Genomic DNA, 12,720 nt, shown 5'->3' on the forward strand with positions numbered 1-12,720 from the left:
TCCCCGCGGCACGCGCCGGGCGATCATGGACCCGGTCAGCGCCCGGTCGAGCCGTCGATCTGCTCTCGCAGGATGTCGGCGTGGCCGGCGTGACGGCCCGTCTCCTCGATCATGTGGACCAGGACCCAGCGCATCGAGGCGCCCCGCGGGCCCGGCTGTTCCAGGTCGGCGCACTCTTCGATGACCTTGTTGGCTCGTTCGACGGCCGAGCGGTAGCCGGCCAGCACGCTGTCGATCGTCTCGTCGGCGGACGGCCGCCAGGTCCCGGGCCAGTCGTCGATCTGCTCGCCGAGGAAGTGGAACCGTTCGACGCAGGTCAGGTGCTTCGCCAAGCCCAGCAGGCTGGTGCCGGACGGGACGCCGGGGGTGCGGACCTGCGGCTCGGGCGCACCGGCGACCTTCGCGGCCACCGCCTCGCGCAGGTAGTCGAGGAACCCGGTCAGCGTGGCCTTCTCGCCGCCGCCGGGGCGTGGGGGCTTCGTGTCCTTCTTACGCTTCGCCATGGTCAGTCACTCACCCATCCGATGATCTGCTGGACGGGCGGCGTCAGCGAGACCACCAGCGTCAGCAGCGCCGCGACCGCGCCCGCGATCAGCGTCATGGTCAGCGCCCGGTGCCCCCGCGGGTAGCTGACGACGAACATCACCGCCGACACGATCAGGCTCAGCGCCATGACCACGGGCGCCATCGGGGCGGTCAGCATGATCCAGGTGGCCCACGGCCAGTCGGCCCAGATGTCGGCGTTCGCGGTGTACGCGTCGTCGCGGGACGGCAGGTACCAGTGCCCGGTGATGTCGGCGGCGTGCGCGAGCGTGACGTAGGCGCACCACGCGAACCAGGCGGCGTACAGCAGCTGGGCCACGGCCAGCGTCCAGCCGAGATTGCGGTCCTGCGAGCGCGTGCGCGCCAGTGTGGTCACCGGCGCATCGTAACGATCTCGACCAACCTGCAACATGCCGGAAAACTCTTCCAAACACTGCAAGCGCTTGCTACGGTCCGTTCCAATGTGAACACCGGATTACGGCCCTGCTTCCGCTCCCCCGCAGGTGGCACGGCCGTGGACAGCAACTTCCTTCGATGCAAGGAGAGCCATGGTCAAGCGAATCTGGGTGATCCCTTCCGTCCTCGCGCTGCTCGCCGCGTTCGTCGCCGTGCTCGTCGTCGGCAGGCCGCAGCAGGCCGACGCCAAGGCGGACGCGAATCCCGGGCCGCGCGACGTCATCGTCCACCTCTTCGAGTGGCCGTGGGCGTCGATCGCCTCCGAGTGCACCAACGTGCTCGGGCCCAAGGGCTTCGGCGGTGTGCAGGTGTCGCCGCCCCAGGAGCACGTCGTGCTGCCCGGCCAGGGCTACCCGTGGTGGCAGGACTACCAGCCGGTCAGCTACCAGCTCGTCTCGCGGCGCGGCGACCGGGCCGCCTTCGCGACCATGGTCAGCACCTGCCACGCGGCTGGCGTGAAGATCTACGTCGACGCGATCCTCAACCACATGGCCGGCGGCGCGTCCACCGGCAACGGCACCGCCGGCTCCCCGTACAGCCACTACGCGTACCCGGCCGTCCCGTACGGCACCGACGACTTCCACCACTGCGGGCGCAACGGCAACGACGACATCGCCAACTGGGGCGACCGCTGGGAGATCCAGAACTGCGAGCTGGTCGACCTCTCCGACCTGAAGACGGAGTCGGGTTACGTGCGGGGCAAGCTCGTCGCGTACCTCAACGATCTGATCTCGCTGGGTGTCGACGGCTTCCGGGTGGACGCGGCCAAGCACGTGCCGGTGGCCGACCTTCAGGCCATCTATTCGCAGCTCAACGGCACCCCGTACATCTTCCAGGAGACCATCGAGGGCGGCGCCGGCGAGCCGAGCCCGTCGGAGTACACGGGCATCGGCGACGTCACCGAGTTCCGCTACGGCGACGTGGTCGGCAACGCGTTCCGCGACGGCAGCCTGGCGAACCTGAGCAACCTGCCGGGGCAGATGCTGCTGGGCAGCGGCGACGCGGTGGCGTTCATCGACAACCACGACACCCAGCGGAACGGGCGGGCGAAGCTCACGTACAAGGACGGCACCAACTACGCGCTGGCCGAGGCGTTCATGCTCGCGTACCCGTACGGCACGCCCTCGGTCATGAGCAGCTTCACGTTCAGCAATCCGGAGGCGGGGCCGCCCACCTCGTCGAACGGCACCACCACGGCGGTGACCTGCTCGAGCGGCTGGGCGTGCGAGCACCGCTGGCGCACGACGGCCAACCTGGTCGGCTTCCACAACGCGGCCGCGGGCACCGGCGTCACCCACTGGTGGTCCAACGGCGGCAACCAGATCGCGTTCGGCCGGGGCGCCGCCGCGTACGCCGTCTTCAACCGCGGCGGCACGCTCAGCCGGACCTTCCAAACCTCGCTGCCGGCGGGCACCTACTGCGACGTGGCCAACGGCGACGTCACCGGCACCACCTGCTCCGGTACGGCGTACACGGTCGACTCCGGCGGCCAGTTCACCGCGACCGTGCCGGCGAACGGCATGATCGCGCTGCACGTCAACGCCCGCACCTCGGGCGGTGGCACCACCAACCCCTGTTCGAGTGTCGCCGTGACCTTCGCCGCCACCGCGACGACGGTGTGGGGAGAGAACGTGTACGTGCTGGGCAACCGCACCGAGCTGAGCAACTGGAACACCGGCGGCGGCGTCGCGCTCTCCCCGGCCGCCTACCCGGTGTGGCGGGGCACGGTGAACCTGCCGCCGAACACGGCCGTCGAGTACAAGTACGTCAAGAAGAACGGCTCGTCGGTGACCTGGGAGAGCGGCGCCAACCGCACCCTGAGCACCGGCTCGGCCTGCACGCTGACGGTCAACGACAGTTGGCGGCCGTAGCGCTGCGGTGCCGCTGCTTGATCCGGTACATGTCCGCGTCGGCGGCGGCCGCCAGCTGGGCGAAGTCGCCGCCGCCGTACGCGTGGCCGATGCTCGCGCCCACCCGGCGCGCCCCGATGGCGGTGTCGACCGGGGCGGCCAGCGCGACGTGCAGCCGGTCGGCGACGTTGTTCAGCGCCGACGCCACGTCCTCCCCGGTGACCACCACGATGAACTCGTCGCCACCGGTGCGCGCGAGCAGGTCACCAGGGCGGACGATCTTCTTCATCCGCTCGGCGAGCACCCGCAGCACCTCGTCGCCCGTGTCGTGCCCGCCGAGATCGTTTACCACCTTGAAGTCGTCCAGGTCGATCACCAGCACGCCCAGCTCGGCGCCGCGGATCTCCTCCGTGAAGATCCGCAGCAGCGTGCGGTTGGCCAGCCCGGTCAGCGGGTCGTGGGTGGCCGCGTGGTGCAGCTGGGCGCGTTTCTCCTCCAGCTCGTGGTGCAGGCGCGCGTGCTGCACCGCGATCGCCGCGTGCTGGGCGAAGAGCTCCAACATCTCCCGCTGTACGAGACCAGGGCGCTTCCCGTCGCGCGGCAGGTCGACGCTGAGCACCCCCACCAGCTCCCCGTCCGGCGCGGTGAGCGGCGCGAACAGGCAGTCCTCGGGATGCCAGCCCTCCGGCTCGGCCGGCACCGGGATGTCCGGCGTCCACACCGTCATCGTCTCGGGCATCTCGTGCTTGTGGTCGACGAAGTAGAGCGAGCCCCACTCCTCGCCCTTGGCGAACAGCTCCTGCCACTGCTCGAGGGTCGACGTGGTGCCGAGCAGCTCGCGCCGGATCTCCTCGGTGCCCTCCACCGACACCACCGCGAACTCGCCAGTGACCTGGAGCAGGTTGACCACCGCGACCTCGAAGCCGGACGCCCTGGTGACGCCGTGCACCACCGCGTCCATCGTGCGGGTCAGGTCGAGGCTCGCGTGCACCGCCTTGCTGACCTCGTGCAACGTCCGCAGGCCGTCGAGCTGGGCGAGAGCGTCGGACAACTGCGACGAGAGATCCTCGATGCTGGTCAACACCCGCCTCCTAGCGGCCCGCCTGAACCTGGGATCTTAACGGCTGGATCGCCCGAAGGTGTGACCTGTGCTCCACTGGACGGATGGCGCATCCCCTCATGTTCGACGACGCGGATCCCTATCTGGCCCGCATCCGAGCGGTGGCGCTCGCCTTCCCCGACGCCGCCGAGAAGATCTCTCACGGCCATCCCGCCTTTTACACCACCAAGGTCTTCGCCTACTTCGGCGGATCGGTCAAGGTCGATGGCGAGTACGTGCAGCACGCCCGTTCCCTCATCATCCTGACCGACCCGGGCGAGCGCGAGGCCCTGCTCGAGCACCCGGACTCCTACGTGCCCGCCTACCTGGGCCCGTCCGGCTGGCTCGGCATCGATCTGCACCCCGGCACCGACTGGGCGGAGATCGCCGAACTGCTCGACGCGAGCTATCGCCTCACCGCCGGCAAGCGCCGGGTGGCCGCCCTCGACGCCGACCGGCCCGCCTGACCCGGGACGTACGCGGAGCCTTATGATCTTGCATCTTTCCGGAAAGGCTCCCATGCGTCCCCTCCTGCCGATGCTCCTCGCCGCCTCGGTGGTCCTGACCGGCTGCACCGCGCCGGCCCACAGCGCCACGCTGTCCCACTCCCCCGCAGCGTCGTCGCCCGCGCCCTCGCCGTCGGTGACCACCGAGCCCGCGCCGCCGCCCGCCCCGGTCAAGCCCACGATCAGCAAGAAGGGGCTCGACTATTTCTTCACCGTCGCGCTGGGAGCGGAGACCGGCGACAAGAGCGACGTCGTGGGGTTCTGGAACTGGGCCGAGGTGTCCGTCGCCCTCCACGGCGCCGACAGCGCGAGCACGGCGTGCGCGAAGAAGACGATCGCCGACTTCAACGCGCTCACGGCGAGCACCGACCTGAAACTCACCACCGGCACGGCGGACATCGACGTCCACATCGCGTCGTCGTCGAAGCTGCGGGCCCTCGACAGCGACTACGGCCGCGGCGACGACGGATACGTCGAAGCGCAGTGGTCCTACGACCACGTGTACCAGAAGGGCAAGGTGCTGATCCGCTCGACCGGGATGACCGACCGCGAGCGCTGCCACACGATGCGCGCGGAGCTGACGCAGGCCATGGGCTTCCTGAACGACTCCGGCAACGTTCGCGACAGCGTCCTCCAGGACGACTACGAGCGGCCGCTCGCGCAGTACACGGCCCTGGACAAGGAGGTCATCCGGCTGCTCTACAGCGGCGCCCTCACCCCCGGCGACAACCGGAAGACCGTCACGGGCAAGGTCACCGTCAAGTAGCCGGCGATCACCGCAGGTAGGAGGCGCCGTTGAGGTCGAGCACCGCCCCGGAGGACCAGGCCGCCTCGGGCGAGCTGAGGTGCAGCACGGCGGCGGCGACCTCCTCCGGCGTCCCGACCCGGCCGAACGGGCTCTGCCCGGCGACGGCGGCGCCCTCGGGCCCGTCGAGCTTGGCGCGCTGACGCTCGGTGGCGATGAACCCGGGCGCCACCGAGGTGACGGCGATCCGGTACGGGGCGAGCGCGACCGCCATCGACTGGCCGAACGCGTGCAGGGCGGCCTTCGCGGCCCCGTACGCGGGATGGTCCGGCTCGCCACGGTAGGCGCCACGGGAGCCGACGTTGACGATGCTGCCCGGCGCGCCGCGCTCGATGAGGTGGTTCGCCACGCCGTACGTCACGTTGACCGCCCCGAGCAGATCCACGTCAACCATCGTGCGCCACGCGCGCTGCCACTGGTCGTACGAGGTCCCTTCGATCGGATGCCGATTACCGGCCCCCGGCGCGACGGCCGCGTTGTTGACGAGCACATCGACACCCCCGAGCTCCTGCACGGCGACCGCGACCACTTCCCGCGCGGCGCCCGGATCGGCCAGGTCACCGCCGACGAGCGCGTGCCCCGTACCGGCAAGGCCCTTGAGGGTCTGCTCGGCCCGCCCCCGATCGAAGCCGTAGTGCACGGCAACCCGATCCCCCCGCCCGGCGAACGCCGCCGCGACAGCGGCCCCGATCCCCCGCGAGGCGCCCGTCACCAGCACCCGCCTCACTTGGCGAACACCTGCGTCTCGTCCCGGAACGCCTTGAACTCCAGCGCGTTGCCCGCCGGATCGCGGAAGAACATCGTCCACTGCTCGCCGGGTTGCCCCGGAAACCGCAGGTAGGGCTCGATCAGAAACGCCGTACCGGCAGCACGCAGCCGCCCGGCAAGCGCATGGAACTCGTCGACGCTGACCAGCAGCCCGAAATGCGGAACAGGCACCTGATGCGAGTCGACCTCACTGTCCCCGGCCGGCCGAACCGGCCCGCCGACCACGTGGGTGACGAGCTGGTGGCCGTGCAGATCCCAGTCGACCCAATGATCGGATGAGCGCCCTTCGGCCAGCCCGAGCACGGACCCGTAGAACTCACGAGCCGCCACAAGGTCATCAACAGCAATGGCAAGGTGAACAGCGGGCCGGGCGGTCATGGGCGGCTCCTGGGTCGAAGGTGCTCGTGGGCGAAGGACATCGGCGAACAGATCGGGCAGGCGGCGGCCGAACGCCGGCGGAGGCGCTCAAGACCGTCACCGGCTCATTCCCATCGACGGGCCTTCGGTCGGCAGCACGGTATGCGAGGCCTCCTCGGAGGGCCGCACCCGGCGAATGCTGGGAGAAAGCGACGCCGCCAGGGCGCTCACAACGACCGCCGCGGTGAAGACCAGAATGGTCGCTCGCGGGTCCCAGGCCGAGACCAGCATGCCGGCCACCAAGGGTGCTACGGCCGTGGCCGACATGGCGGTCGTGAAGATCACGTTGAGCACTCGGCCTTGGAGAAAGTCGGGCGTGATCGCGGCCTGGTAGCCGAAGAGCCCCGCGTTGCAGGCCGGTCCGACGAACATCGCGAAGGCGACCGGCAGGGCCGAGGCTACGCTGACCGTCATCAGCGCGGCCGTCAGCAGGCAGGCGACGGCGCCCCAGCACAACCACCTGATCAGTAAGGCGAACGGCAGTCGGCGATGAAGGGCCGGGGCGGCCAGCGCCCCGAGCAGGCCGCCGGCGCCGACGATGGTCTCCGTCAGGCCGATCACGCCGGGCTGCACGCCCTGTCGCTGGAGCGTCACGATGATCGTGAAGATGGTACCGGTCAGCGCGAAGTTCAACGGGACCGCGACGATCAGGACGGTGCGCAAGAACGGGTTCCGGGAGACGAAGCGCACCCCCTCGGCGGCTCGGACATGTCGCGCCGGCCGCTCGACGGCCTCGGCCACGAGGGGTTCGCGCATCAACGCGACGCCGATCAGCGACGCCAAGTGGGACAACGCGTTGCCCGCGAACGGCATCGCCGCGGCGATGCCGAAGAGCAGGCCACCGAGCGGCGGCCCGGCAAGTGAGGTGCCATAGCTGCGCGCCTCATTGCGAGCCACCGCCGCCGGAAACTGGGAGGGCGGCACGATGCTGCGCAGCGCGGCGTGTTCCGTGGCGTTGAACAGTGCCGTGAGGGCCGCATCGGCCACCGCCACCACGATGATCGTGGCCAGACCGGCCTGCCCGGTGGCGATCGTCACCGCGAGCAGCGCGAAGGCGACCAGCCGGGCCGCGTCGCAGGCGAGCAGGGTGAAGCGGCGGTGGATCCGGTCGGCCAGAAACCCGGCCGGCAGCCGGCTGACCACCTTGGTGACCTGGGCGACTGTGGCGACCAGACCTGCTTGCACCGCCGAGCCGGTCAGCCATAGCACGAGCAGCGGCATCGCCAGGCCGGTGATCGCGCCGCCGAGGTCGGACAGCGACCGGCCGATCCACAGGAGATTGAACTCCCGATTACGCCATAGCGACGGCAAGACTCGCCTCCTTCGGGTTCGCGCCGGGCTTCTCCCGGACGGGGTGCTCATACGGGTCGGTCGTGGACTCGAGGTCATTCGGGACAGCTGCCAGGCCCTCCTCCGTTACGGAAGGACTCGGCAAGGGTCATGCTCCAGCGCGTTCGGGGATGGTCCGCGCCAAGCCTCTTGGCGCGCTCCCGGGCGACGGCCTCGATCTCGCTCGCGGCCGCGTCTTCCTGGCCGAGCGCGTGCAGGACCTTGGCCCGCTCGACGCGGATGGCCAGTGTCTGATCGCCGGACGCGGCGGGGGTCCGCCGGAGGGCCTCCACAATGGCGTCGAGCTCCGCCAGCGCCTCGCTACGGCGTCCCATGGCTGCCTTCGCCCTCGCCCGGCTGGACCGCACGGTCAGAAGGAGATCACGGTCGTTGGTTCCGGCATCGCCGGCAATGCGGAGGATGTCGTCGAATTCGGTGATGGCGTCGTCGTACCGCTTCATCTCCACCAAAGCCCGTGCGCGTTCGTGACGGGTGATGAGCACCGAGGAACGATGCGGCTCTTGCAGCGAGCGCGAAGCCGCGAGGATGTCGTCGAACTCCGCGAGGGCGTCGTCGTACCGCTTCAACTCCAAGAGAGCCCGTGCGCGTTCGTGACGGGTGATGAGCACCGAGAAATGGTGCGATTCACCCAAAGACCGCGAGATGGCGAGGATGTCGTCGAACTCGGCGATGGCGTCGTCGTACCGCTCCAGTTCCAACGAGGTGCGCGCCCGTTCGTGGCGGACCGTCAACGTGTATTCGTGGTGATCTCCATACTCATTGGTGACGGCCGCCACGAGCTGATGGAACTCGTCCATCGCCTCCCCGTGCCGGCCGATCTCCCGCAGGAGTCTCGCGCGGTTGTCACGGGCGGTCAGTACGTCGCGGTGGTGTCTCCCATGCGCGTCCGTGAGGACCGCCAGCACGACGTCGAGCTCGTCGAGTGCCTCCTCGTGCCGGCCCATGGCGCGCAGCACGCCGGCCCTCTCGTTCCGGGTGGTCAGCACCGCAGCGTGTCGGTCGCCGTATCGTTCGCGCTGCAGTCTCAGCAATGCGTCATAGACGATCAGGGACTTGGCGTCCCACCCGTTCTGCGCAAGCCGTCGGCTGCCCGACCGGAGAACGGAAACCCGGCGGGAAAGGTCCCGGTCCGCGACGCGGCGTGCCCCTTTCGTGCGCTGCAGGGAGTCGATGGCCAGTGTCGCGGCGGCATGATCACTGATCTGCGCCCAGATCTGCGTACCAGAGCGGCTCGCGTCGGCACGATCCGCGACGGCGATCAGGAGATCGACAGCCAGCCGCCAGTAGGGCCCGGATTCGTTGGCCAGCTCCGGGTGTGCCCGGCCGGCGGTGCGGACGACGGGGTGAAGGTACAGCAGCGCCGTCTCGGCCACGCGGCCCTCGATCCCCGTGGGCGCGGTCATGACCAGGCCGAGCTCCTCCAGCCCGCGGACGGCTCGCAACAGTTCCCCCGGCGTGATCGTGGAGAGCAGCTCACTCGCGCGCAGCACGTCCGGGTCGAACATGTCCTCGTAGGGCAGCGGAGCATCGGCGAAGCAGCACGCCAACAGCAGGAGCGTTCGCGCGTGCGGCAGACCGGTACGCGTCAGCTGATCCACGCTGATCTCCCACGTTCGCTGGTAGAGCTCGTCCAGGCCCAGCGCGCTGCCCACGTTCGTCTGCAGTGCGCTCTCGTAATCGTCGAAGGTGCGCACTGTCGCCGAGGAACTCCAGCGAGCGGGGAGGTCTCCGGCCCGCCGCAGGGCCGATCCGGCCAGGTGCAGCAGGAGCGGGATGCCGCTGAGTCTTTCGCCGAGTCTCATCGCGTGGTCGGTGTTGCCGGCACTCTCGGCGAGATCGAGGAGAACCGCCGCGGACGCCTCTGGGCTGAGTGGCCGCAGGGAATACGAGACGATCCACTCGGCCCATCCGTCCGGCCGTCCGTCCCTGCTTGTGATGATCACTGTGCCCGGTGCCCGCGGAGCCCGGATCCACCCGCGACCCTCGGCGAGGGGACGTTCCCGGGCCATCACCGCGGGATCGTCAGCATTGTCGATCACCAGCAACCAGCGCACGCCGAGCCGGTTGAGGGCACGCCAGCTCGCGTCGGCCGGATGCGACTTGGCGAAATCGTCCTGCGTCGCTCCGGCGGCGTAACCGACGGCACGGATTCCCGCCTCGAGGGCGGCTGCGTCGGGAACATCGATCCACCAAACGAGCACGCCCTTCTCCGCTGCCCGATGGCCGATCTCCAGGGCAAGCCGAGTCTTGCCGACCCCACCTATGCCGTGCAGCACCGTCACAGTCCCGCCCACGCCGGAGGGATCGCAGTCCAGCGCCGCCAACGCTTCGTCACGCCCTCGCAGTGGCATGCTCCGCAGTCCCCACGGTGGTGTCACGGACGGCAGCGCCGGCGGCCCGGACACGGTCGCCGCTGCCAGCGGCCGCTGCTTGACCGGCGCGTGCCGAGCCGAGCCGCGGTCGTACCAGCGCTGGGCGAAGTAGCCCACCATCCCGGCCGCGGCAACCGCTATGGCCGCGCCGACCGACCACTGCCAGGGGTGCCGCTCGACCCACGGGAGCGGCCGAGCGGTGCCGCCGGTGGCCACATTGACGGCGACCGCGCCGACCGTCGTTGCCAGCGCTCCGACGACACCCGCGGCCACCAGGAGCGACAGCCGCCACCACCGCAAGAGTTTGTCTCCTCCGTGTCCGACCACCGATCCAACCGCATCCTCGTGACTCGCGTCACCCCCCACGCACCGATGGTGACCATCGATGTCGGGCGAACGCGGCGCCGACCGGCCCTCAAAGCCGCGCGGCGCTGGTGTACGGCGCTGATCACACATCGTGGCTCGTGGGCGCCGTCCGTGGTTGGGTATGGCGGGTGAGTGACGAAACCGCCAGCACGCCGTGGAGAGGGCGGGTCGCGACCCCGTTGCGGGAGTTCCTGCGCACCGAGGCGGGCAGCGCGGGGGTGCTGCTCGCCGCCATCGCGGCCGCTCTGATCTGGGCCAATGTCGCCGACGGCAGTTATGAGCGGTTCTGGCACACCGAGCTGAGCATCGATCTCGGCGGGGACGGGATCCACCTGACCCTGCGTGAGTGGGTCAACAGCGGGCTCATGACCATCTTCTTCCTGGTCGTGGGGCTGGAGGCGCGGCGCGAGTTCGACCTGGGCGACCTGCGGGACCGGCGGCGGTTCATCCTGCCCGCGGCCGCCGGGGTGGTCGGCATGGCGCTGCCGGTCGGGATCTTCCTGGCCTTCAACGCGGGCGGTCACACGGCGAGCGGCTGGGGCGTGGCCATGTCCACCGACACCGCGCTGGCGCTCGGCCTGCTCGCGCTGGTCGGGCGCAACGTTCCCGTACAGGCCCGGCTGTTCCTCGTCACCGTTTCCGTGGTCGACGACGTGGTGGCGCTGATCGTCATCGCTGTCGCCTACACCGAGGAGATCCGCTGGATGCCGCTGGCGTTCGCGGCGGTCTTCTATGCGATGACCTTCCTACTGGTACGCCTCGGCGTGCGCAGCGGCTTCGCGTACGTGCCTTTCGGGGTTGCCTTCTGGGTCGCCATGCTCGAGAGCGGCATCGACCCGGTGGTGTCCGGGCTGGTGCTCGGCCTGACCGCGGCCGCGTACACGCCGGCCCGCGAGGCGTTGCAGGAGGCCAGCGACCTGTTCCGCTCGTTCCGCGAACAGCCCACGCCGGAGCTGGCCCGCTATGCCCGGTTCGGCCTGGTCAGCACCCTGTCGTGGAACGATCGGCTGCAGCGCACCTGGTCGGGCTGGACGAACTACCTGATCGTGCCGCTGTTCGGCCTGGCCAACGCGGGCATCGCGATCGACGCCGGCTTCCTGGGGCGCGCGCTGACCTCGCCGGTCACGCTGGGCGTCATCGTGGCGTACGTGGTGGGCAAGCCCGTCGCGATCACCGGCGTGTCCGCGCTGATCACATGGCTGAGCAAGGGCCGGGTGCGGCCGGCCGTCGGCTGGGCGTCGGTGCTCGGCACCGGCACGATCGCCGGCATCGGCTTCACCGTGTCGTTCCTGATCGCCAACCTGGCCTTCGAGGGGCCGGAGCTGGCCGAGGCGAAGCTGGGCGTGCTGCTGGCCGGCGTCGGCTCCACGTTCGTCACCTGGCTGGTCTTCCGCGTCACGAGCATGCTGCCCCGGCCCCGGCGCGCGGTCATGCTGCTCGGCGACTCCGACGACATCATCGACCTGATCCCCGAGGTGGACCCGGACCGCGATCACACCCGCGGGCCGGAGGACGCGTCGGTCACCCTGGTCGAGTACGGCGACTTCCAGTGCCCGTACTGCGGCCAGGCCGAGCCGATCGTGCGCGAGCTGCTGACCGACGTCGACCTGCGCTACGTGTGGCGCCACCTGCCGCTCACCGATGTGCACCCGCAGGCGCAGATCGCCGCGCAGGCGGCCGAGGCGGCCGGCTTGCAGGGCAAGTTCTGGGAGATGCACGACCTGCTGCTGAGCCGCCAGGACCACCTGCGCATCGCCGACCTGATCGGCTACGCCGGCGAGCTCGGCCTCGACCAGGACCGCTTCCACGACGACATGATGCGCGACGACTGCACCGACCGGATCACCGCCGACGTCGAGTCCGCCGACCTCAGCGGCGTCGCCGGCACCCCCACGTTCTTCATCAACGGCAGGCGCCACTACGGCAGGTACGACGTGGAGACCCTCGAAAAGGCGATCAAGCTGGCCCGCGTCCGCGCGAAGATCGCCGCCAAGCGGGCCCATGCCTGATCGCCCTGTGGACGAGCAACGCTGGATCCGGGAGGGCCTGCGGCTCGCCTACGACCTGCAGAACGAGCTGCCCGACATCGACATCAGCTACGCCCACGACCACGACAGCCGGCCGGTCCGCGAACGGCGCGGCCCCTGCTGATCGCCTGGTCCCTTGTCGCATCGAACCGGGGCCGGCT

Annotated in this window: 11 protein-coding genes and 1 pseudogene; 5 read left to right on the forward strand and 7 right to left on the reverse strand. The window is 70.0% G+C overall.

Features of this window, described 5'->3' with window-relative positions; translation table 11 throughout:
• Positions 1-35: 35 nt before the first annotated feature.
• A complete protein-coding gene (locus tag Ade02nite_RS35980; RefSeq protein ID WP_203773535.1) occupies positions 36-503 on the reverse strand; it encodes a DinB family protein in 468 nt (155 codons plus the stop codon).
• Positions 504-505: 2 nt separating this feature from the next.
• Entirely contained in the window at positions 506-919 is a 414-nt protein-coding gene (locus tag Ade02nite_RS35985; protein ID WP_203773536.1) for a hypothetical protein, read from the reverse strand.
• Positions 920-1,091: 172 nt separating this feature from the next.
• On the opposite strand from Ade02nite_RS35985, the gene Ade02nite_RS35990 reads away from it, so the two are divergent.
• On the forward strand, positions 1,092-2,870 hold the full coding sequence (locus Ade02nite_RS35990) for a carbohydrate-binding module family 20 domain-containing protein (protein ID WP_203773538.1): 1,779 nt from the start codon (positions 1,092-1,094) through the stop codon (positions 2,868-2,870).
• On the opposite strand, the gene Ade02nite_RS35995 is transcribed toward Ade02nite_RS35990, so the two are convergent.
• Complete coding sequence (locus Ade02nite_RS35995) at positions 2,848-3,930, reverse strand: diguanylate cyclase domain-containing protein (protein WP_203773540.1); 1,083 nt, start codon at positions 3,928-3,930, stop codon at positions 2,848-2,850. The genes Ade02nite_RS35990 and Ade02nite_RS35995 overlap by 23 nt on opposite strands.
• Before the next feature lie 83 nt (positions 3,931-4,013).
• Between Ade02nite_RS35995 and Ade02nite_RS36000 the strand changes: the two genes are divergently transcribed.
• Both Ade02nite_RS36000 and Ade02nite_RS36005 read left to right on the forward strand, forming a co-directional pair.
• Positions 4,014-4,415 (forward strand): MmcQ/YjbR family DNA-binding protein, encoded by a 402-nt coding sequence (locus tag Ade02nite_RS36000; RefSeq protein WP_203773543.1) that lies wholly within the window; start codon positions 4,014-4,016, stop codon positions 4,413-4,415.
• Positions 4,416-4,467: 52 nt separating this feature from the next.
• Positions 4,468-5,220, forward strand: coding sequence for a DUF2927 domain-containing protein (locus Ade02nite_RS36005; protein ID WP_203773544.1), 753 nt, complete (start codon positions 4,468-4,470; stop codon positions 5,218-5,220).
• A gap of 7 nt (positions 5,221-5,227) precedes the next feature.
• On the opposite strand, the gene Ade02nite_RS36010 is transcribed toward Ade02nite_RS36005, so the two are convergent.
• From Ade02nite_RS36010 to Ade02nite_RS36025, 4 genes are all read right to left on the reverse strand, one after another.
• Positions 5,228-5,986: an SDR family NAD(P)-dependent oxidoreductase gene (locus Ade02nite_RS36010; RefSeq protein WP_239169302.1), complete on the reverse strand. Its 759-nt coding sequence runs from the start codon at positions 5,984-5,986 to the stop codon at positions 5,228-5,230.
• Positions 5,983-6,405 carry a VOC family protein gene (locus Ade02nite_RS36015; protein ID WP_203773546.1) on the reverse strand — a complete coding sequence of 141 codons (423 nt, stop codon included), beginning with the start codon at positions 6,403-6,405 and terminating at the stop codon, positions 5,983-5,985. Before Ade02nite_RS36015 ends, Ade02nite_RS36010 begins: the two co-directional genes overlap by 4 nt.
• A gap of 96 nt (positions 6,406-6,501) precedes the next feature.
• Positions 6,502-7,806: an MFS transporter gene (locus Ade02nite_RS36020; RefSeq protein ID WP_239169303.1), complete on the reverse strand. Its 1,305-nt coding sequence runs from the start codon at positions 7,804-7,806 to the stop codon at positions 6,502-6,504.
• Positions 7,807-7,829: 23 nt separating this feature from the next.
• Positions 7,830-10,466 (reverse strand): tetratricopeptide repeat protein, encoded by a 2,637-nt coding sequence (locus tag Ade02nite_RS36025; protein ID WP_203773548.1) that lies wholly within the window; start codon positions 10,464-10,466, stop codon positions 7,830-7,832.
• A gap of 194 nt (positions 10,467-10,660) precedes the next feature.
• Between Ade02nite_RS36025 and Ade02nite_RS36030 the strand changes: the two are divergent.
• Positions 10,661-12,542 (forward strand): annotated as a pseudogene (locus Ade02nite_RS36030) (Na+/H+ antiporter NhaA); the annotation flags it as partial.
• 6 nt (positions 12,543-12,548) lie between these two features.
• Complete coding sequence (locus Ade02nite_RS50445; protein WP_275409974.1) at positions 12,549-12,683, forward strand: hypothetical protein; 135 nt, start codon at positions 12,549-12,551, stop codon at positions 12,681-12,683.
• Positions 12,684-12,720: the final 37 nt, after the last annotated feature.

Origin of the sequence: Paractinoplanes deccanensis, assembly GCF_016862115.1 — a bacterium.
In the GTDB taxonomy this organism is placed as follows: domain Bacteria; phylum Actinomycetota; class Actinomycetes; order Mycobacteriales; family Micromonosporaceae; genus Actinoplanes; species Actinoplanes deccanensis.